The 19824-nt window shown below is 70.9% G+C and carries 20 protein-coding genes; 10 read left to right on the top strand and 10 right to left on the bottom strand.

The window, feature by feature from the left end; all coding sequences use genetic code 11:
- Positions 1–1013, top strand: a 1013-nt coding sequence (locus E1267_RS33025) for an exo-beta-N-acetylmuramidase NamZ family protein (RefSeq protein WP_132338401.1), incomplete at its 5' end; no start/stop codon positions are given.
- A gap of 68 nt (positions 1014–1081) precedes the next feature.
- On the opposite strand, the gene E1267_RS33020 is transcribed toward E1267_RS33025, so the two are convergent.
- The 8 genes from E1267_RS33020 to E1267_RS32985 form a co-directional block, all read right to left on the bottom strand.
- A complete protein-coding gene (locus E1267_RS33020) occupies positions 1082–1957 on the bottom strand; it encodes a GNAT family N-acetyltransferase (RefSeq protein ID WP_132338407.1) in 876 nt (291 codons plus the stop codon).
- Entirely contained in the window at positions 1957–2967 is a 1011-nt protein-coding gene (locus E1267_RS33015; RefSeq protein WP_132338399.1) for an ABC transporter ATP-binding protein, read from the bottom strand. Before E1267_RS33015 ends, E1267_RS33020 begins: the two co-directional genes overlap by 1 nt.
- Positions 2964–3962, bottom strand: coding sequence for an ABC transporter ATP-binding protein (locus E1267_RS33010; protein ID WP_246064408.1), 999 nt, complete (start codon positions 3960–3962; stop codon positions 2964–2966). The genes E1267_RS33015 and E1267_RS33010 overlap by 4 nt, the downstream gene beginning before the upstream one ends.
- Positions 3963–3964: 2 nt before the next feature.
- Positions 3965–4864: an ABC transporter permease gene (locus tag E1267_RS33005; protein WP_132338397.1), complete on the bottom strand. Its 900-nt coding sequence runs from the start codon at positions 4862–4864 to the stop codon at positions 3965–3967.
- Positions 4861–5871, bottom strand: a complete 1011-nt coding sequence (locus tag E1267_RS33000) for an ABC transporter permease (protein WP_132338395.1) — start codon at positions 5869–5871, stop codon at positions 4861–4863. The genes E1267_RS33005 and E1267_RS33000 overlap by 4 nt, the downstream gene beginning before the upstream one ends.
- Before the next feature lie 11 nt (positions 5872–5882).
- The gene (locus tag E1267_RS32995) at positions 5883–7703 is read right to left on the bottom strand and encodes an ABC transporter substrate-binding protein (protein WP_132338393.1); all 1821 of its coding nucleotides are present in this window, start codon (positions 7701–7703) and stop codon (positions 5883–5885) included.
- A gap of 162 nt (positions 7704–7865) precedes the next feature.
- Positions 7866–8834 carry a zinc-dependent alcohol dehydrogenase family protein gene (locus E1267_RS32990; protein ID WP_165959933.1) on the bottom strand — a complete coding sequence of 323 codons (969 nt, stop codon included), beginning with the start codon at positions 8832–8834 and terminating at the stop codon, positions 7866–7868.
- A gap of 1 nt (position 8835) precedes the next feature.
- Complete coding sequence (locus tag E1267_RS32985; RefSeq protein WP_132338391.1) at positions 8836–10029, bottom strand: M20 metallopeptidase family protein; 1194 nt, start codon at positions 10027–10029, stop codon at positions 8836–8838.
- A 111-nt stretch (positions 10030–10140) separates the two neighbouring features.
- Here E1267_RS32985 and E1267_RS32980 point away from each other — a divergent pair, with 111 nt between their 5' ends.
- The 3 genes from E1267_RS32980 to E1267_RS32970 all read left to right on the top strand — a co-directional run bounded on the left by E1267_RS32980 (position 10141) and on the right by E1267_RS32970 (position 12112).
- Positions 10141–10920 (top strand): HAD-IIA family hydrolase, encoded by a 780-nt coding sequence (locus E1267_RS32980; protein WP_132338389.1) that lies wholly within the window; start codon positions 10141–10143, stop codon positions 10918–10920.
- A 43-nt stretch (positions 10921–10963) separates the two neighbouring features.
- Complete coding sequence (locus E1267_RS32975; RefSeq protein WP_132338387.1) at positions 10964–11587, top strand: hypothetical protein; 624 nt, start codon at positions 10964–10966, stop codon at positions 11585–11587.
- Between the two features lie 123 nt (positions 11588–11710).
- Positions 11711–12112, top strand: a complete 402-nt coding sequence (locus E1267_RS32970; protein WP_132338385.1) for a hypothetical protein — start codon at positions 11711–11713, stop codon at positions 12110–12112.
- A 22-nt stretch (positions 12113–12134) separates the two neighbouring features.
- Here the strand turns inward: E1267_RS32970 and E1267_RS32965 are convergent, their stop codons facing one another.
- Complete coding sequence (locus tag E1267_RS32965; RefSeq protein ID WP_132338383.1) at positions 12135–12584, bottom strand: NUDIX hydrolase; 450 nt, start codon at positions 12582–12584, stop codon at positions 12135–12137.
- A gap of 77 nt (positions 12585–12661) precedes the next feature.
- Between E1267_RS32965 and E1267_RS32960 the strand changes: the two genes are divergently transcribed.
- The 3 genes from E1267_RS32960 (at position 12662) to E1267_RS32950 (ending at position 16244) form a co-directional block, all read left to right on the top strand.
- Positions 12662–13591, top strand: a complete 930-nt coding sequence (locus tag E1267_RS32960; protein ID WP_132338382.1) for an acyl-ACP desaturase — start codon at positions 12662–12664, stop codon at positions 13589–13591.
- Positions 13592–13634: 43 nt separating this feature from the next.
- Positions 13635–15599 carry an ABC1 kinase family protein gene (locus E1267_RS32955; protein ID WP_132338380.1) on the top strand — a complete coding sequence of 655 codons (1965 nt, stop codon included), beginning with the start codon at positions 13635–13637 and terminating at the stop codon, positions 15597–15599.
- 105 nt (positions 15600–15704) lie between these two features.
- On the top strand, positions 15705–16244 hold the full coding sequence (locus E1267_RS32950) for an NADPH-dependent FMN reductase (RefSeq protein WP_165959932.1): 540 nt from the start codon (positions 15705–15707) through the stop codon (positions 16242–16244).
- On the opposite strand, the gene arfB is transcribed toward E1267_RS32950, so the two are convergent.
- Positions 16241–16648, bottom strand: coding sequence for an alternative ribosome rescue aminoacyl-tRNA hydrolase ArfB (gene arfB, locus E1267_RS32945; RefSeq protein ID WP_132338376.1), 408 nt, complete (start codon positions 16646–16648; stop codon positions 16241–16243). The two genes, E1267_RS32950 and arfB, sit on opposite strands and share 4 nt — an antisense overlap.
- 163 nt (positions 16649–16811) lie before the next feature.
- Here arfB and E1267_RS32940 point away from each other — a divergent pair, with 163 nt between their 5' ends.
- From E1267_RS32940 to E1267_RS32930, 3 genes are all read left to right on the top strand, one after another.
- A complete protein-coding gene (locus tag E1267_RS32940; protein ID WP_132338374.1) occupies positions 16812–17630 on the top strand; it encodes a hypothetical protein in 819 nt (272 codons plus the stop codon).
- Positions 17627–18214 carry an HAD family hydrolase gene (locus E1267_RS32935; protein WP_132338372.1) on the top strand — a complete coding sequence of 196 codons (588 nt, stop codon included), beginning with the start codon at positions 17627–17629 and terminating at the stop codon, positions 18212–18214. Before E1267_RS32940 ends, E1267_RS32935 begins: the two co-directional genes overlap by 4 nt.
- A gap of 114 nt (positions 18215–18328) precedes the next feature.
- Positions 18329–19824 (top strand): alkaline phosphatase D family protein (locus tag E1267_RS32930; protein ID WP_132338370.1); only part of this gene is annotated, 1496 nt, incomplete at its 3' end.

Raw genomic sequence — 19824 nt, 5'->3', positions numbered from 1 at the left:
CCCCCGACGCGCTCATGGCCGCCGGCGCCGGCCTGACCGCCATGTTCGGCCCCGAGCACGGCATGCGCGGCACCGCCCAGGCGGCGGGCAGCGAGGGCGACACGGTGGACGAGAGGACCGGGCTGCCGGTGTACGACACCCACAAGCTCTCGGGCGAGGCGCTGGACCGCGTCGTCGCCGCCTCCGGGGTGGACACGCTGGTCTTCGACATCGCCGACGTGGGCGCCCGCTTCTACACCTACGTCTGGACCATGTACGACCTCATGGAGTCCGCCGCCCGGCTGGGTCTGCGGTTCGTCGTGCTGGACCGGCCCAACCCGCTCGGCGGCACCGTGGAGGAGGGCCCGCTGCTCGACCCGGCGTTCGCCAGCTTCGTGGGCCGGTTCCCGCTTCCCGTACGGCACGGCAGGACCGTGGGGGAGCTGGCCGTGCTCTTCGGGTTCGACCTGGACCTGCACGTGATCGGGATGGAGGGCTGGCGGCGCGGCATGACGTACGCGGAGACCGGGCTGCCCTGGGTGATGCCGTCGGTCAACATGCCGACCGTGGACACCGCGCTCGTCTACCCGGGCACCGGCCTCTTCGAGGGCACCAACTTCTCCGAGGGGCGCGGCACCACCAGGCCGTTCGAGCTGGTCGGGGCGCCGTACGTGGACGGGCGCTTCGCTCCCGCGCTGGCCGGGCTGGGACTTCCGGGGGTACGCTTCCGCGAGACGTGGTTCACGCCGACGTTCCACAAGCACGCCGGCACGCCCGTACGCGGCGTCCAGCTCCACGTGCACGACCAGGAAACGTTCCGGCCGGTGCTGACGGGCCTGTCGATGTTGCACGTGGCCCGCACGCTCTACCCGGAAGACCTGCGCTGGTGGGGTCCCGACCTGTTCATGGACCACCTGTGGGGCTCCGGCACGCTGACCCGCGCACTGGAGGCCGGCGAGGACCCCCGCGCTCTGTGCCCGCCCCCGGCCCGTCCCGAGGGCCCGCTGCTCTACGGCGGCGCCGCGCAGGGCTGATCGCGCGCCTGCGGGGGCCGCGTCCAGCGGCCCCCTGCGGGTGTCGACATGTGCACGGACGCGGGCCATCACGCCAGATCGCGCCGGTAGAGCCAGAAGACGCGTTCCGCCCGCGCGCCGACGGCGCGCGAGTAGAACCGCAACGGCCCGACCCACCCGATCTGGGCTGTGGCCTGCCCGGCGGCACGCTGGTCGGCCAGGCACCTGCGCAGCAGCACCCGCCCGAGGCCCAGGCCGCGCGCGTCCGGCGCGGTGCCCGTGGGCCCGAACCACGTGGGCCGCGCCCCCCAGGCGGCGAAGCCCAGGACCTGCCCGTCACGCTCGCCGTAGTGCACCTCGGCGGCGTGCTCCGCCTCCCAGGCCCACGAGTCGTTGAAGTGCTCGCGCACGAACGCCGTGACCCGCTCGCGGTCGTCGCCGGCCGCGCGCACGCGCACGCCCTGCCGGGCCAGCCGTTCGAGGTCGTCCTCGACGGACAGGTCCACGCTCAGGTCGGCGGTCATGTTCCAGGCGACGGAGTAGTTCTCGTACCCGAGGCGCTCGGCGAGGCTGGCGGCGGCGGTGTAGCGCACGTCGATGCCCGGCCAGGCGTAGCACGGCGGGTTGCCGGAGAAGCGCACCTGCCGGGCGCCCTGCCCGGCCAGCCACTCCTCGGCGGCCCGCACCAGCGCCCGCCCGCGCCCCTGGCCCTGCGCGGAGGGGTGCACGGCCAGCAGGTCGATGTGCCCCGCCGGGTCCGTGGCCGACATCGACGCCATCACCACCCCGCCGTCCGTGGTCAGCGCCGTCCACGTGCGCCCGGCGGGAGGCCGCGACAGATAGCCGATGAGGGCCGCGGCCTCCGCGGTGTCCAGCGTCAGCGCCGCGGTGGCGGCCTCGGCCGCCTCGGCGAGACCGCCGGACGAACCGTTGGACCACTGGGCGGCCCGTACGGTGTGGGCCATCACACCTCGCTCATCGGACGGGCGATCACGCTGCGTCGTTCGGGGTAGAAGCACGCGTGCTCCTGCGGCACGCCCTCGGTCACCTGCAGCAGCGGGCGCTCGCTCGCGCACCGCTCGCCGCGGAACGGGCAGCGGCGGGCGAACAGGCAGCCCTCGTCGGACTGGCTCTCGTCCAGCGACTCCAGCGGCTCCACCGGCTGCTCGGCCGGCAGCTCCAGGCCGTGCAGCACCGGGATGGCCGACAACAGCGACTGCGTGTACGGGTGCACCGGGTCGGCGATGACCGTGTCCACCGGGCCGCGCTCGACGACCTGGCCGCGGTAGATGACGTACAGCTCGCCGTCGTCGCCGATGTAGCGGGCGGTGGCGACGTCGTGCGTGATGAACAGCACGCTCACCCCCAGCCGCTCGCGCAGGTCCTTCAGCAGCGCCAGGATGCCCAGCCGCAGCGACACGTCGATCATCGAGACGGCCTCGTCCGCGACGAGCATCTCGGGGTCGACGGTCAGCGCGCGGGCGATGACGACCCGCTGCCGCATGCCGCCGGACAGCTGGTGCGGGTAGCGCGACAACACCGAGCCGGGATCCAGCCCCACCATCGACAGCACCTCGGCCGCCCGCTCCTCCATCCACGACCTGGACCGCCCGGTCTGCCTGGCCCGCAGGCTGAGCGGCGCGTGCAGCGTCTGGTGCACGGTCCTGGTCGGGTTGAGCGCGGAGTAGGGGTCCTGGTGGATCATCTGGATCTTGCGGAAGTGCGGCTGGCGCTGCTTGGGCTTGAGCGGCGACATCGGCACGTCGCCGATCACGACGTCGCCCGCGTCGTACGTCTCCAGCCCCGCGATGATCCGCCCCAGCGTCGTCTTGCCGCATCCGGACTCGCCGATGAACGAGGCGGCCCCGCCCTTCGGGATCGCGAAGTCGACGCCGCGCAGCGCCTGCACCTCGCGGGCGCCGAGCACCTTGCCCCGCTGCTTGAACGTCTTGACGATGCCGGTCCCGGTGATCATGCGTGCTCCTTCACGGTCACGGCGTGGCAGGCCACCGCCCTGGGCCCGTCGGCCCCGGTGTCGGCGCGGACGTCCGGGTCGACGGTGTCGCACACGTCCATGCGCAGCGGACAGCGCTCCCTGAACACGCAGCCCTCGGCCGGCACCGTGGCCAGCGTCGGCGGCCGTCCCGGCAGCGCCTGGGCCTCGTCGATGTCGCCGACGAGCCGGGGGATGGCCCTGATCAGGCCCTTGGTGTAGGGGTGGCGCGGCGCGCCCAGCACCTCCCTGGTCGGGCCCTGCTCGACCAGCCGCCCGCCGTACATGACGGCCAGCCGGTCGGCGACCTCGGCCACCACGCCGATGTCGTGCGTGATGACGAGCGTCGTCAGGCCGCGCTCCGCGTGCACCTCACGGACGATCTTCAGGATGTTCGCCTGGGTGATCATGTCGAGCGCGGTCGTCGGCTCGTCCAGCACGACCAGGTGCGCGTTGAGCACCAGCGCGAGCATGATGCCGACCCGCTGGCGCATGCCGCCGGACAGCTCGTGCTGGTGCGAGTCGAGCACCCGGGCGCCGTCCAGCCCCATCCGGCCGAGCAGCTCCTTGGCCTCGCGCACCAAAGCGCGCAGATCCTCCACGCCGTGCGAGCGGCCCAGGTCGAGCAGCTGCTTGCCGACGGTCTTGAGCGGGTTGAGTGAGTTCTGGGCGGCCTGGAAGACGTAGCCGATGTGCTTGCCGCGCGCCTTGCGCAACTGCTCGTTCCGCAGGCCGACCACGTCGCCGAGCCCGTCGATCTCGACGCTGCCGGCCGAGATCCGGCCGGGCGGCTGCACCGCGTTCAGCAGCGACAGCGCGAGCGTGGACTTGCCCGAGCCGGACTCGCCCACGATGCCGGTGATCGTGCCCGGCTCCAGCCTCAGGTCCACGTCCCTGACCGCGGGCAGCTCACCCGCGGGCGTCTTGTAGACGACCGTGAGGCCGTCGATGCGCACTCCCGGCGCGGTCTTCGTCACGGTCACTCCTCGCGCAGCCGGGGGTTGAAGATCTCGTCCATGGCGTCGACCACCAGCACGATGGCCAGCGTCAGCAGCAGGATCGCCAGCAGCGGCCCGAGCAGGAAACCGAGCGCGCTCGGCACCGTCAGCGCCCCCGAGCGGAACACGGCCGTGTTGAGCATCTGGCCCCAGTTGTTCGACTCGTACGGCAGCACGCCCAGGAAGAAGAGCCCGACCTGGGAGTAGACGCCGCCGGTGATGGCGATGAGCATGTTCATCGCGATGTACGGGGCCATGCTCGGCAGCAGTTCCTTGCCCACGATGTGCGTGGTGGACAGCCCGAGCCCGCGCGCCGCCTCGATGAAGCCGCGCTCGCGCAGCGACAGGGTCTGCGCCCGCACGGCCCGCGCCACGCCGCCCCAGCTGAGCAGCCCCAGCACCAGGCCCATCTGCACGGCGCTGTTGAACTTCCACACCGTCGACAGCACCAGCAGCAGCGGCAGGCCGGGAATGGTCAGCTTCATGTCGGTGAGCCGCATGAGCACGGTGTCCCAGCGGCCCCGCTTGAAGCCGGAGAACAGGCCGATGGCGGTGCCCAGCACGACGGTGATGACGGCGGTGACGAGGGCGGCCAGCAGCACGTACCGGGAGCCGGTGACCACCAGGGCGATCACGTCCCTGCCCTGGTCGTCGGTGCCCAGCCAGTGCTGCCAGCTCGGCGGCCTGGTGAGCATGGAGGGGTCGCGGGGCAGCGGGTCGCCGTAGAACAGCGGCCCGAACAGGCCCATGAACACGAACCCGGCCATCAGCACGACGCCCACGAGGCGGCTGGGCTTGCGCTTCATCACGCGCCACACGCCGGACCAGAAGTTGCGCCGCATGGCGGCGCTCGTCGCCGTGCTCTCCAGCAGCACACTCATGCGCCGACCTCCTCCCCGCCGCGGACCCGCGGGTCGATCACGCTGTAGAACAGGTCCGCGAGAATGTTGGCCACGATGATGGCCGCCGTGATCAGCAGGAACGCCCCGCTCATCAGCGCGTAGTCGCGCATGGTGATGCTGTCGAGCAGCAGCAGGCCGAGGCCCGGGTAGTTGAAGATGCGCTCGATGAACACCGCGCCGCCGAGCAGCAGCCCCAGCGACAGCGCGAGGATCGTGAACAGCGGCAGGATCGCGTTGCGCGCGATGTACCTGAAGATGATCGAACGCCTCATCCCGCGCAGCTCGGCGGCCAGGATGAAGTCGTCGCCCAGCACGGTCACCACGCTCGACTTCATCGCCAGGATCCACCCGCCGTAGGCGGCCAGCGCGTACGTCAGCACCGGCAGCACCGCGTGCTCGGCGAGCGAGCCGATGTAGCCGGCGTTGAACCCGGGCTCGAACAGGATGTCCACGGGCCCGTCGGCGGGCAGGATCGGGATGAGCGTGGCGAAGATCGCGCTGAGCAGCAGCCCCAGCACGTACTGCGGCACGCCGTGCAGCAGCGATCCCGAGATGGCGAGGATGTCGCCGAGCTTGCCCGTGCGCTTGATGGCCGCGTAGACGCCCAGGATGATGCCGACGAGGAAGCTCAGCAGCGTGCCGGCCAGCACCGGGAGCACGGTCCACTTGGCCGCCTCGCCGAGCACCTGGGTGACCGGGGCGCCGGCGTGGGTGACGGACTGCCCCAGGTCGAAGGTGAGCAGGCCCGCCATGTAGTCGGTGTACTGCTGCCAGAGCGAGCCCGAGGGCTGGAACCCGTACAGCACGCGGGTCGCCTGCTCTGCCGCCTCGGGCGCCATGCCCTGCTCGATCAGCTTCTGCACGTTCGCGGCGACCGGGTCACCGGGAATGCTCCTGACGATGAAGAAACTGATCGTGGCGACGACCAGGATCATGACGATCCCGCGGGCCAGGTGGCCCGCGAGTCGGCGTGCGATGACCGTCATAGGCTCTTTCTCTACTGCTTCTTCTTGACCAGGCCGAGCTGGATCCAGACCCCGGCCGGCAGGCGCAGCAGGTCGCTGTCCTGCTCGGGCCAGCCGGTGAAGCGGCTGGTGTTGGTGAACTGCGTGTTCACGTAGTCCCAGAGCTGGATGGCGGGAAGGTCCTGGTTGGCGGCCTTGGCGAGCTGCGACATGATCGGCCTGGCCTCCTCGGCGGAGGCCGCGTTCAGCTTCTCGGTCAGCTCACCCGGGTTGATCTTGCCGACGCCTTCGACGTCGATCTCCTCGGAGCTGCCCATCCAGTTGCCTGCCTTGCCGGCGGGGCTGTGCTTGACCTTGCCCGCGACGTTGGTCCAGCCGTTGGAGGCGCCGTAGAGGCGCTGGTAGATGTCGTACGGCGCCGGGCCGAGCGCCATCAGCCAGAAGCCGACGTCGTACTTGCCGGCCGCGATCTCCTCGAGATAGATCGGGTAGTCGGCGACGGTGACGACCTCGGCGTCCACGCCGTTCTCGATGAGCTGGCTCTTGATGTTCTCCTGTGCGGAGATCCAGTCGGAGAAGCCGGAGGGCGCGTGCATGGTCACCTTCCACGGCGACCCGTCGGCCAGCGTCCACTTGCCGTTCTTCTTCTGCAGGCCGGCTTCCTTGAACTCCGTCTCGGCCTTGGCCACGTCGTGGGCGTACGGCTCCAGGCTCGACAGCTCCGAGCCGATCCACTCCTGGGCGGGTTTCTGGTGCATGCCGGAGGTGGTCACGGCCGCCGTGCCGCCCTCGGGCGAGGCCACCTTGGTGACCTGCTGGCGGTCGATGAGGTGGGCCAGGCCGCGCCGCACGTGCACGTTGTCGTACGGCTTCTTCGACTGGTTGAACGCCATGCCGACGGCCACCGGCGAGAAGCCCTTGATCAGGTGCGAGCCGGGGGCCTGCTTGATGCGGTTCATCACGTCGGTCGGGGCGGCGACGAAGCCGGACTGGTCGAGCTTGCCGGCGGTCAGGTAGTTCCAGATCTGCTCGTTGCCGCTGTAGTTGAGGAACTTCACCTGGTCGGGCGCGACGTTGGCGGCGTTGAAGAAGTTCTTGTTCTTCAGCAGCAGCGCCTCGCCGGGATTGACCCGCTCCAGCGTGAACGGGCCGGCGGAGACGTCGTTCGGCGGCTTGAAGGCGAGCACCTTCTGGCCGACGGCGAGGATTTCCTCGCGCGCCTTCTCGGCGCCGTCGCCGGTGCCCCTCGAGGTCTTCAGCTTCTCCCAGAAGTCGGCGGGCAGCACGCTGTTCCACACGTGGGCGGGCACGATGATGCTGTCGAGGACACCCCGGGCGAACTTCGAGCTCGGGTTCGACATGTCCTGGGTGACCTTGATCGTCCTGTCGTCGACGACCTCCACGTCGGCCGCCGCGCCGGCCGCGCCGGGCGTGATCGCGAACGCGGTGCTGCCCTGCGTGTAGGCGATGCCGATCGAGAGCTTGACGTCCTCGGCCGTGACCGGCTTGCCGTCGGACCACTTGGCGTTCGGCTGCAGGTGCATGGTGATCGAGGAGTTGTCCTCCGCGATCTCCCACTTCTCCGCGATGGCGGGATAGAACTGGTTGGGGTCGGTCACGTGGTTCTTGACCCAGCCCAGCTTCATCGCGTTGTAGCCCAGGAAGGAGTTACCCTTCGGGTGCCACGGGTTGGCGGGCGCGCTCGCGTCGAGGCCCGGCCTGTTGACGTCGATCGTGGTGAAGAGCCCGCCACCACCGCCCGAGCCGCCTGACTTGTCGGTGGTGCCACCACTGCACGCCGCAGTCGCGGTGGCAAGGCCCAGCAACGCCACTACCGCTGCCAGTCGCTTCATTTGCCGCTCCGGAGGATGTCGAGCCTGTTGAGGGATCTGCAGGAGTTGACCGGACACTACGATCGCGTCAGACCGGCGTCAATAATCTCCAGATGTTGTGAGGTTAATGTAACTTTCCTTCATCAGTGTGCGAAGTGGAGCTAAGCACCGTCAAGTAAAACGTCAGTTCATTACCAAGACGGCAGCCCCGTTGACCTGGTCGTTCGCCAGATCGGTCAGCGCCCGCGCGGCCTCCTCCAAGGGATAGGGCGTCGTCGTCACCCGCGGCCGGTGGGCCAGCGCGAGCTCCAGATAGGCCCGCCCGTCCGCCCTGGTGTTGGCCGTCACGCTGCGCAGGGTCCGCTCCTCGAACAGGTGCCGCTCGTAGTTCAGCGGCGGCACGTCGGTCAGGTGGATCCCGGCGACGGCCAGCGTCCCGCCCCTGTCGAGCGCCTCCAGCGCCGGCGGCACCAGCGTGCCCACCGGCGCGAACAGGATGGCCGAGTCCAGCGGCTCCGGCGGCCGGTCGTCCGTCGCCGAGGCCGCTCCCAGCTCCAGCGCCAGCTCAAGGGCGGCCGGAGACCTGCTGACGGCGTGCACCGTCGCCCCCTGCGCGATGGCGGCCTGCGCGGTCAGGTGGGCCGAGGCGCCGAATCCGTAGATGCCCAGCCGCCCGCCCTGCGGCAGGTCGGCGCGGGCCAGCGCCCGGTAGCCGATGATGCCCGCGCACAACAGCGGCGCCAGCCACTCGGCGGGCGGCTCGCCGGGCAGGGGATAGACGTAGGCGGACGGCGCGACGAGATAGTCGGCGAACCCGCCGTCGGCGTCCCACCCGGTGTAGGCGGAGCGCGGGCAGAGGTTCTCCATCCCCCTGACGCAGTAACGGCACGTCCCGCAGGTGGAGCGGAGCCAGGCCACCCCGACCCGCTGGTCCGTGCCGACGACCCGGCCGACCGCCTGGTGGCCCGGGGTGGTGCGGGGCCGCCGCGGCGCCAGGTCGCCCTCCGCCAGATGCAGGTCTGTACGGCACACGCCGCACGCCTCCACCCGCACCAGCACCTCACCGGGCCCCGGCCGCGGCACCTCCCGCTCGACGAGCTCCAGCGGCCCCGACGCCATCGGCCCCGGCCGGTCCACCACCCAGGCGCGCACGTCAGCCCCTGGCGAGCCGCTGGTGGGCGAGGGCGGCGTAGAGCGCGGCCCCGTCCGGCAGCACCGAGTCGTCGAAGACCGCCTCGGGGGCGTGGTTGTAGGGGGCCGTGGCCGGGTCGCGGCCGGGCGGGCACGCCCCCAGGAAGACGAACGCGCCGGGCACGGCGTCCAGCACGTGCGAGAAGTCCTCCGAGCCCATCACCGGCTGCGGGGAGACGAAGTAGCGCCCTGGCCCGAACAGCTCGTCGGCGGTCCTGCCCAGGAAGTCCGCCTCGCTCTCGTGGTTCACCGTCACCGGGTAGCCCATGCCGAACGAGACCTCGGCCTTCATTCCGTGGGCCGCCGCGATGTTCTCCACGACCTCCACCAGCCGCCGCTTGACCAGCGTCCGGTTCTCCTTGCTGAACGTGCGCACCGTCGCGTCGAAACGGGCGTCGTCGGGGATGATGTTGTCGGCCGTGCCGCCGTGGAAGCTGCCCACCGTCACGACCACGGGGTCGAACACGTCGAACGTCCTCGTCACCATCGTCTGCAGCGCCGTGACCATCTCGCAGCCCGCCTGGATCGGGTCGAGCGAGCGGTGCGGGGTGGAGCCGTGGCCGCCCCGCCCCCTGATCGTCACGGAGAACATGTCCGCCGCCGCCAGGATCGGCCCCGGCCTGGAGGCGAACAACCCGAGCGGCAACATCGAGGAGACCACGTGCATGCCGTAGGCCGCCACCGGGCGGGAGCCCGCGGCGTCGAGCACGCCCTCGGCGATCATGTGCTTGGCGCCGTCGTGGCCCTCCTCTCCCGGCTGGAACATGAAGACGACGTCGCCGGCCAGCTCGTCACGCCGCGCGCTCAGCAGCCGCGCCGCTCCCACCAGCATCGCGGTGTGCAGGTCGTGCCCGCACGCGTGCATCTGCCCCGCCAGCCGGGAGACGTACGGCAGGTCGTTCTTCTCCGTCACGGGAAGCGCGTCCATGTCGCCGCGCAGCAGCACGGCGGGACCCGGCCGACCGCCCCTCAGCACGGCGGTCACGGAGCTCAGCGCCGTGCCCGTCTTGATCTCCAGAGGCAGCCCGTCCAGAGCCGCCAGCACCTTCTCCTGGGTGCGGGGCAACTGGAGACCGATCTCCGGAGTGGTGTGCAGCGAGTGCCTGAGCTGAACGATTTCATCCCGCATGTCCTGCGCGGATTCAGTGAACGACATGAGGCCCATTGTTCATGTCCGTGCCTCCACGTCCAATCAGCCATGCTGGCGGCGGTTCATCCGCCTATGTGGCGCCGAGGGCCGCCGAGGCGCGCTCGGTAGGATGGGGCGGTGACCGAGCGTAAACGGATCGACTTCTGGTTGTCCGACATGGACGGCGTCCTCGTCCACGAGGGGCGGCCGATCCCCGGTGCGGACGAATTCATCAAACGGCTCAGCGAGTCCGGCAAACCCTTCCGGGTGCTGACCAACAACTCGATCTACACGGCGCGCGACCTGTCCGTGCGGCTGAGCGCCGCCGGCCTCGACGTGCCCCCCGACTCCATCTGGACCTCCGCCGTGGCCACCGCGGAGTTCCTCGACGACCAGCGGGCGGGCGGTTCGGCGTACGTGATCGGCGAGGCCGGCCTGACGACGGCGCTGCACGAGGTGGGCTACGTGCTCACCGACCTCGACCCCGACTACGTCGTGCTCGGCGAGACCCGCACCTACAGCTTCACCCAGATCACCCGCGCCATCCGCCTCATCGAGGGCGGCGCGCGCTTCATCGCCACCAACCCCGACGCGATCGGCCCCTCCACCGAAGGTTCCCTGCCGGCCTGCGGCGCCGTCGCCGCCATGATCACCAAGGCCACGGGCGTCGACCCCTACTTCGTCGGCAAGCCCAATCCCCGCATGATGCGCAGCGCCCTCAACGCGATCGGCGGGCACAGCGAGACCACCGCGATGATCGGCGACCGCATGGACACCGACATCGTGTGCGGCATGGAGGCGGGGCTCTACACGATCCTCGTCCTCACCGGGGTCACCACGCGCGACGAGGTCGAGCGTTTCCCCTACCGTCCCTCCCTCGTGGTCGACTCGGTGGCCGACCTCATCGACCGCATCTGAACCTGACGCCCGCTGACAGGTCCATCTGGCAGGCTCACTCGTCATGACCCCCATCTATCTGGAGACAGGCCCGAAGAAGGTGTTCGCCTGTTCGCTCGACTGGCCCGGCTGGTGCCGGATCGCCAAGGGCGAGGAGGCGGCGCTCGACCGGCTCGCCGGCTACGCGCCCCGCTACCGCGTGGTGGCCGCGCGGGCCGGGCTGGAGTTCGCGCCGGGCGATCCCGTGGTGGTGGCGCGCGTGCCGGGCAGCGACATGACCGACTTCGGGGTGCCGTACGCGGTCCCGGATCTGGATCTCGAACCGCTGCCGGGTCCCGAGGCGGAGCGCGGCGTCGCCCTGCTGCGGGCGGCCTGGGACCTGTTCGGCGAGACCGCCGCCGCCTCGCCGGAGGACCTGCGCAAGGGTCCCAGGGGAGGCGGACGCGACCTCACGAAGATCGTCGATCACGTGGAGAACGCCGAGCGCGCCTTCGCCAGGAAGGTGGGCGTGCGGCACCGGCCGTACCGGTCGCGTGGCGAGCGCGACGCGATGCGCGACGAACTGGCGGAGGCGTTGTCGCGCCCGTGGGAGCCGCCCCTGACGACGGGATGGCCGCCCCGCTACGCGCTGCGCCGCATCGCCTGGCACGTCATCGACCACCTCTGGGAGATCGAGGACCGGCGCTGAGCCGCCCGGCCGTTACGGTGAACCCCCGGCATGCTCACGCGCTGCGACCATATGATGACAGGAGCGAGGCCGCCGGCGCGGGCGGCCGCGGTTCCCATCCGGTCATGGCAGAGGCGGGCGTGCGTGGACATGCGGGCGGAGATTCTCGAGCTGAAACTCCGTGTCGAAGAGCTTGAGTCGGGCGTCCGGCACGGGATCGTGGCGGCCGGCAGCGGCAGGCCGCCCGACCGCCAGGCCGAGCTCCTGCGCGAGATCGACGACCGGACCAGGAGCCTGCTGACGGAGGTCGCGGCGGTGCGGTCCGCGCTCGCGGACGGCAGGGTCGAGATGGTCGAGCAGTTCGCGGCCGTCGAAACGGAGGTCGCGGCCATCCGGCGGGAGGTGAAAGCCTGGCCGTCCTCTCCCGCAGGGGGCGAGCGCGAGGCCGCCCGGCCGGAGCTGGAGGAGAAGTTCAGCTCCCTGCGGGCCGAGATGACCGATCTGGGCGTCAAACTCGACCGCCTGCTGAAGCGGGAGAACGGCTGAGGCCTGCGGTGCCCGCCGCCGGTCAGGCGTCCTGACCGATGAGCCGGGGCAGGTGGGTGATGGCGGACGACAGGTAGTCCGCCACGGCTTCGGGCACCAGGTGGCGCGTGGTGATCTCCGCACGGTCCAGCGGCACCCGCACCACCTCGTACACCCCGCGTGACGGATCCTCGAACTCCGGGCCGTGCCGCAGCTCGGGGTCCATCGACGCCAGCCGGCAGCCGAAGACGTGCTGCGTCTTGACCGCGTCCTTCCAGGCGTACGACACGGTGATCAGCGGTGTCACGCCGAAGACCGTGGCGCCGAGCTCCTCCAGCAGTTCGCGGCGCAACGTGCCGACCAGCGAGCCGTCCTCCGGCTCGACGTGGCCGCCCGGCACCGACCAGTAGACGTCGCGGCCCGGCACGGTGCGCCGGAAGAGCACCAGCCGCTCGTCGTCGTCGAGAAGGACACCCCGGACACTCGGTCGCATAAGCCCACCCTATTTGGCCGGTATGTCCTTCGGGTAGCCTAACCTACGGTACCGTAACCTGAAGGAGAAGATCCCTTATGGCGATGACTCAGACGGAGCTGCTGCACGAGCTCGAGCCCGTGGTCGCGGGAGAGCTCGACCGCCACGAGAAGATGGCCAAAGAGTGGTTCCCGCACGAGTACATCCCGTGGAGCGAAGGCCGCGACTTCGACGGCATCTACGGGGGCGAGGCGTGGCGGGAGAGCGACTCCAAGATCCCTGAGGCGGCCCGCGTCTCGCTCATCGTCAACCTTCTCACCGAGGACAACCTGCCGAGCTACCACCACGAGATCGCCACCACGTTCGGCCGCGACGGCGCGTGGGGCACCTGGGTGCACCGGTGGACCGCCGAGGAGGACCGCCACGGCACCGCGCTGCGCGACTACCTCACCGTGACCCGCGCCGTCGACCCCGTCGCGCTCGAGCGGGCCAGGATGCGGCATATGGAGCACGGCTTCGCCACCGAGTACGGCACCATGCTCCAGCAGCTCGCGTACGTCTCCTTCCAGGAGCTGGCCACCCGCATCTCGCACCGCAACACCGGCAGGGCCTCCGGCGACGAGGGCTGCGAACGGCTGCTCGCCAGGATCGCCGCGGACGAGAACCTGCACATGCTCTTCTACCGCAACCTGCTCAAGGCCGCCTTCGAGCTCGACCCCAACCAGACCATGCGCTCGGTCACCGACGTCGTCACGACATTCCAGATGCCGGGCACGGGCATGGAGGGCTTCGCCCGCAAGGCCATGATCATCGCCCACGAGGGCATCTACGACCTGCGCCTCCATCTCGACGACGTGCTCATGCCGGTGTTGCGGCAGTGGGCCGTGTTCGACAAGACCGGGCTGGACGCCGAGGGTGAGCGGGCCCGCGAAGAACTCTCGGCGTACCTGGAGAAGACCGACGCGACCGCCGCCCGGTTCGTCGAACGCCGGGAGGAGCGCCGCGCCCGCGCCGCCGCTCGTCAGTGACCCCCGCGCACCGCGCCGACCGCCGATGGCATGATGACGCCCCATGGATCTCCCCACTCAACTGCTCGTCTGGCTCTTCACGTTCCTGACGGTCATCGCGATCGCCGTGGCCGCGCAACGGCTGCTGGACGTCAGGTTCGGCATGGTGCGCACCTTCCTGGCGGCCCTGGTCGCCTTCGGGCTGGCGCAGCCGATCATGGAGCCGATCATCGGGCTCATCAGCCCGGACGAGCGGGAGACGGTGCCCGGACCGGGCGCCCTGGGGCTGCTGCTCCTCGTCATCATGTGCGTGGTGCTCATCCCCATGGTGATCCTGGTGCTGGCCGAGGCGCTGGTGCCCCCGGGCTCGGTGCCGGGCCCGCTGGAGCTGGTCCGCTCCGTACGCGGCCGGATCTCCCGGGGCAGGCGCTACTCGCAGATCACCAGGATCGCCATCAGGCACGGCCTCGGCCCCTACCTGCGGGGCCGGGGTGAGCGCCTGGAGGACCACTCGGGCAAGATGCGGCTGGCCAGGTCGCTGCGCGAGGCGCTGGAAGACGGCGGCGTGACGTTCGTCAAGCTCGGCCAGGTCCTGTCGACCCGGCGCGACCTGCTTCCCGCCGAGTTCGTCGAGGAGCTGGGACGGCTGCAGGACCAGGTGGCGCCCGCGCCGTGGGAGCGGATCGAGCCGGTGCTCGCCGCGGAGCTGGGCGGGCCGGTGGACGAGGTGTTCGCCGAGTTCGATCGCACGCCCCTGGCCGCCGCCTCCATCGGGCAGGTCCACGTCGCCCGGCTGCACGACGGGCAGAGCGTGGTGGTCAAGGTGCAGCGGCCGGGCATCGGCGCGGTCGTCGCCAAGGACCTCGAGATCGTCCGGCGGCTGGCCGTCACGCTGGAGTCCAGGACCCGCTGGGGCCGCTCGCTCGGCCTGCGCGACCTGGGCGAGGGGTTCGCCACCGCCATCCGCGAGGAGCTGGACTTCCGCGTCGAGGCCGCCAACATGGCCGCCGTGACCGCCTCGGAAGGCGGCAGCGTCACCTACCCCGCCCCGATCAGCGCCATGTGCACCGAACGTGTGCTCGTCATGCAGCGCCTGCCGGGCAGGCCGGTCACCACGGCCACCCGCGAGCAGGGCCCCGAGCTGGCCAGGAACCTGCTCGACTGCCTGCTCAGGCAGATCCTCGTCGAGGGCGTCTTCCACGCCGACCCGCATCCCGGCAACCTCATGCTGCTCGACGACGGCACGCTGGGCCTGCTCGACTTCGGCTCGGTCGGCCGGCTCGACGCCGGAGTGCGCTCCGCCCTGCAACGCTTCCTGCTGGCCATGAACCGGCAGGACCCGCTGGGCGTGACGGACGCGCTGCTGGAGGTGGTGCCGAGGCCGGAGGACATCGACGAGGCCGCGCTCGAACGCGCACTCGGCCAGTTCATGGCCAGGCACCTGGCCGGCGGCATGGACAGCGCCCAGATGTTCACCGACCTGTTCAGGATCGTCTCGGAGTACGGGTTGTCGATCCCGCCCGAGGTGGCCGCCGTCTTCCGCGCCCTGGCCACCCTGGAGGGCACGCTCATCCGTCTCTCGCCCGGATTCAACCTGATCGGCGAGGCCCGCGCGTTCGCCGGCCGTTACCTCGCCGAACAGGTCAGCCCCGAGACCATCAAGGAGACCGTCGGCCACGAGCTCGCCGCGCTGCTGCCGATGCTGCGCCGCCTGCCGCGGCGGGTGGAGCGCATCGCCAGCGCCGCCGAGCACGGCAGGTTCAGCATGAACGTACGCCTGCTCGCCGACGACCGCGACCGCGCCTACCTCACGGGCCTGCTGCACCAGGTGCTGCTCACGGTGCTCGGCGCGACGGCCGGCGTCATGGCGGTCATCCTCCTCGGCATCGGCGGCGGCCCCACCGCGCTCGGCACGACGTCGTTGTTCCAGCTCATCGGCTACAACCTGCTGGTGATCTCGGCCATCCTCGCGTTGCGCGTGCTCGCCCTGATCTTCCGCCGTCCCCGCGCCTCGGACGAACGCCCCTGAGCCCTCGCCCGGAAAGACTGTGGGGCTCTTGACCGAGGGATGGTCTTGGACATCCAAGGCATCGGGCAGTTTCCCGGTAACACCGGAACCCCTTGGGAGCAGAGGGTGAAAATCATCGGGATTGCGGCCAGCCTTAACAGGGGGTCCTTTATCAACCGGCTGCTCGCGGCCGCGGGCGCCGAGCTGCCCCGGGGCGTCTCCTTCGAGGAATGGCGAGGGCTGGACGACATCCCGCCGTACACCCGGGGGCCCGTTCCCGCGCCGGCCGCCGCCCTGGCCGGCCTGGTGGCCTCGGGTGACGCCGTGTTGCTGACCGCGCCCGAGCACAGCCTGCTGCCGCCCGAGCTGACGTACGCGCTGGAGTGGATGGCGGCCCGCGACGGCCTGTCCGGCAAGCACGTCGCGGTCATGAGCGCGAGCGCACGCGCCTGCGGCGCGATGTGGGCCCAGGCGGAGCTCTACAAGCGGCTCCAGAGCGCCGGAGCGGTCGTCATGGGCGCCGAACTGGTGATCTCGCCCGCCTGCCCCCATTTCGACGAGTACGGCCGCCTCAGGCCGGCCGCCCTGCGCGACCAGGTACGCACGGTGGTCCGCCAGTTGTGCCCCGCAGGCATCCTCGAACCCGTGCTGTCGCTCTCGACCTAAGGGTCGCGGCGCAGGCGTTTGACGTCGGAGCGTTGTTTCTTGGCCGTGATGCGCCGCTCGACCGCGCCGCGGCTCGGCTTGGTCGGACGGCGACGCTTCGGCGGCGGGGCGATGGCCTCGCGCAGGCGCTGGGCCAGGCGGTCCCGCGCGGCCTGCCTGTTGCGCAGCTGCGAACGGTATTCGGACGCGGCGATCGTGATCGTGTCGCCACCCAGCCGGCCGCGCGCCCGATCCTTGAGCGCCGGCGGCAGCGCGGTGCTCGCGGCCACGTCGAAGGTCAGCTCCACGCGGCTGTCCGTGGTGTTGACGCCCTGGCCGCCCGGACCTGACGAGCGTGAGAAACGCCAGACGAGCTCGGCGTCGGGGATGACGACCGAGTCGTTGACGACCAGCGGGCCGGGCATGCGGGGAGCTCCTGTTCGACGTCCTCAGTGCAAGTGTCACCGTATCCGGGCGACATATGCCGCTGGCAACGGCATTTCCCGGCGACGATCACCGGCTTGACGGCGGGATGCAAGCGGCGTATGCCAATATCGCGCATCTAACGATCACGGGTGGGGAGGCGTCGTGGCGGCCATCGTCGGCGTGCACGGAATCGGCAAGTACAACTACTACGTGGACGCCGGACGGTCCGCGGCCGGGGCGGCGGAGGCCATGCGCCGCAAGTGGGACCGTTACCTGCACGCCACGCTCGGCGCTGAGTCCGCGGCCTACTTCGCCGAGATCGCCTACTTCTCCCACCACCTGCACGACGGCAAGGACGACGACGAGCTCCGGTCCGTCGCCGCGACGGAGAACCAGGCCCAGGAGGTCCTCGCCGGCTGGGCCAGGAACATGGGCCTCGGCGAGCACATCACGGGGGCGCTCAAGTCGGTCACCGGCTGGCTGCTGGACAGGCTGGACGGCAGGTCGGCGGCGTTCGCGAAACTGTTCGCGCCCGAGGTGGCGGCCTACCTCACCGACCAGGCCAGGCGGGAGAGCTGCCGGCAGGTCGTGGCCGACGTCGTCCGGCGCAACCGGCCCAAGGTCGTGATCGCCCACTCGCTCGGCAGCGTCGTCGCGTACGAGACCCTCTGGGCGCACCCCGAGCTCGAGATCGACCTGCTGGTCACCCTCGGCAGCCCGCTCGGCATGCGTCACGTCGTCTTCGAACGCCTCCTGCCCGCCCCCATCAACGGCCGCGGCGAGCGCCCCAAGAACGTCGGAAGCTGGGTCAACATCGCCGACAAGGACGACATCGCCGCCATCCCGCCGGCGCTGCGCGAGAGCTTCACCGGCGTCGACGCCGAGGAACTGGTCAACCTCGACTGGATCGACTTCCACACGGCCGAGAAGTACCTCGGCTGCCCCGCCCTCGACCCGTATCTGCGACCATTCATCGCATGACGTGGATCGTGTTCGACTACGGCGGTGTCCTGTCGCTGCCCCAGCCCGAGTCCGACGCGGACGCCATGGCGCGGGCCGTGGGGGCCGACCCCGAGGAGTTCGGGCGCGGCTACTGGGAGCACCGCCTCGCGTTCGACCGGGGGAGCCTGACGCCGTTCGCCTACTGGTCGGCGGTGCTCGGCAGGCCCATCACCCACTCCGAGGTCGCCCGGCTGGTCGCCATGGACATCGCGAGCTGGGCCCACCCCGACGCGGGCACGGTCGCTCTCCTGGGTGAACTGATCGAGGCCGGACGCGACGTGGCGCTGCTGTCCAACGCCCCCGTCTGCGTCAGCGACGGCCTGGACGAGCTGCCCTGGATCGCCGCGATCGGGCGGCGCTTCTACAGCGGCAGGATGGGCCTGGTCAAACCCGGCCGGGAGATCTACGACGAGGTGGCCCGCGAGCTCGGCGCCGACCCGTACGAGATCGTCTTCGTCGACGACCGGCTGGAGAACGTCCGGGGCGCCGAGCGGGCGGGCATGACCGGCGTGCACTTCAGCGGCGCCGCCGCGCTCGGGACGGCGCTGCGGGAGCTCGCCTGACGGCGGCCCGCCCGGCGGCCCGTCCTGTGGCGCGGACTGGCCGACCGACGCTGTTCATCCGGCTTTGACTCCCTGGTCACGGCCGGGTCAGCACGACGGGACATACCTGGGAGCGTGGACCGCAGAGCCTTCCTGACAGCGGCGACAGCCGGCCTTCTCCTCCCGCAGCCCGTCAGCCGGCCGGCCATCGCCTCCCCGGCCAGAACCCTCAGATCCGACCCGTTCACGCTGGGCGTGGCCTCCGGCGACCCGTCGGCCGACGGCTTCGTCCTGTGGACCAGGCTGGCCGTCGCCCCGCTCAACGGCGACGGGCACGGCGGCATGCCCTCCCGCGACGTGGACGTCGCCTGGCAGGTCGCGTCCGACGAACGGTTCACCACGATCGTCAGATCCGGCACCGCCACCGCCAGGGCGCGCAGCGCGCACAGCGTCCACGTCGAGCTGAAAGGGCTGGAGCCGGGGCGCGACTACTTCTACCGGTTCAGGAGCGAGGGCAGGCTCTCACCGGCCGGCCGCACCAGGACCACGCCCGAGGGGGAGACGCCGCTCACGTTCGCGGTGGCCGCGTGCGCCCACTACGAGCACGGCTACTACACCGCCTACCGCCGCCTCGCGCAGGAGGAGCCCGACCTGGTCGTCTTCCTCGGCGACTACATGTACGAGTACGGCCCCAGCGGCTACACCGCGCTGACCGGCCGCGTACGCACCCACACGCCGGGCAAGTGCCGCACGCTCGCCGACTACCGGCTGCGGCACGCGCAGTACAAGAGCGACCGCGACCTGCAGGCCGCGCACGCGGCGGCGCCGTGGCTGGTGGCGTTCGACGACCACGAGGTGGAGAACAACTGGGCCGGCCAGGTCTCCAGCACGGGAGCGCGGGACTTCGCCACACGCCGGCGGGCGGCGTTCAAGGCGTACTACGAGAACATGCCGCTGCGCCGCGCCAGCCTCCAGGGAGCGGTGCTGCGGGTGAACCGGCGGCTCTCGTGGGGCACGCTGGCCCGATTCCACCTGCTGGACACCCGGCAGTTCCGCGACGACCAGGCGTGTGAGGACGGGGTACGGGCGGGGTGCGACGAGCGGCTGGCCGACGGCCGTACGCTTCTCGGGCCCGGCCAGTGGCGCTGGCTGGAGAGCGGGCTGCGCGGCTCCACCACCAGGTGGAACCTGCTCGGGCAGCAGATCATGGTGGCACAGCGCGACCACAGGACCGGCCCGGGACGCGAGGTGAACCTGGACTCGTGGGACGGCTACGCGGCCGAACGCACACGGCTGCTGAAGTCGCTGGCCCGCACCTCCAACCCGGTGGTGCTGACCGGGGACGCGCACATGCACCACCTGGCCGAGCTCAGGACGGACTTCGACGACCCGGATTCGCCGGTGGTGGCCAGGGAACTGGTGGCGTCGTCGATCGCGAGCGACGGGGACGGGTACCGGGACCGTACGTGGATCGCGGACGCCCTCCAGGAGAACCCCCATTTTTCCTACATCGACCAGCGGCGCGGCTACGTCATGGCGCGACTGACGCGCGACGAGCTGTCCGTGCGGTTCCGTACGTTGGACTACATCTCCCGCCGAGGTGCCCACGCCAGGACCTCCCACCGCCTCAC

This window comes from Nonomuraea longispora (genome assembly GCF_004348345.1).
Classification (GTDB): Bacteria; Actinomycetota; Actinomycetes; order Streptosporangiales; family Streptosporangiaceae; genus Nonomuraea; species Nonomuraea longispora.
This window is presented reverse-complemented; position numbering and strand designations above follow the sequence as displayed.

What these genes read in the sequence shown, in the direction of transcription:
- E1267_RS33020 (WP_132338407.1), bottom strand. Translation starts at nt 1,957, where the DNA reads ATGGCCCACACCGTACGGGCCGCCCAGTGGTCCAACGGTTCGTCCGGC.
- E1267_RS33015 (WP_132338399.1), bottom strand. Translation starts at nt 2,967, where the DNA reads ATGATCACCGGGACCGGCATCGTCAAGACGTTCAAGCAGCGGGGCAAG.
- E1267_RS33005 (WP_132338397.1), bottom strand. Translation starts at nt 4,864, where the DNA reads ATGAGTGTGCTGCTGGAGAGCACGGCGACGAGCGCCGCCATGCGGCGC.
- E1267_RS33000 (WP_132338395.1), bottom strand. Translation starts at nt 5,871, where the DNA reads ATGACGGTCATCGCACGCCGACTCGCGGGCCACCTGGCCCGCGGGATC.
- E1267_RS32995 (WP_132338393.1), bottom strand. Translation starts at nt 7,703, where the DNA reads ATGAAGCGACTGGCAGCGGTAGTGGCGTTGCTGGGCCTTGCCACCGCG.
- E1267_RS32985 (WP_132338391.1), bottom strand. Translation starts at nt 10,029, where the DNA reads ATGTCGTTCACTGAATCCGCGCAGGACATGCGGGATGAAATCGTTCAG.
- E1267_RS32975 (WP_132338387.1), top strand. Translation starts at nt 10,964, where the DNA reads ATGACCCCCATCTATCTGGAGACAGGCCCGAAGAAGGTGTTCGCCTGT.
- E1267_RS32965 (WP_132338383.1), bottom strand. Translation starts at nt 12,584, where the DNA reads ATGCGACCGAGTGTCCGGGGTGTCCTTCTCGACGACGACGAGCGGCTG.
- E1267_RS32960 (WP_132338382.1), top strand. Translation starts at nt 12,662, where the DNA reads ATGGCGATGACTCAGACGGAGCTGCTGCACGAGCTCGAGCCCGTGGTC.
- E1267_RS32955 (WP_132338380.1), top strand. Translation starts at nt 13,635, where the DNA reads ATGGATCTCCCCACTCAACTGCTCGTCTGGCTCTTCACGTTCCTGACG.
- arfB (WP_132338376.1), bottom strand. Translation starts at nt 16,648, where the DNA reads ATGCCCGGCCCGCTGGTCGTCAACGACTCGGTCGTCATCCCCGACGCC.
- E1267_RS32935 (WP_132338372.1), top strand. Translation starts at nt 17,627, where the DNA reads ATGACGTGGATCGTGTTCGACTACGGCGGTGTCCTGTCGCTGCCCCAG.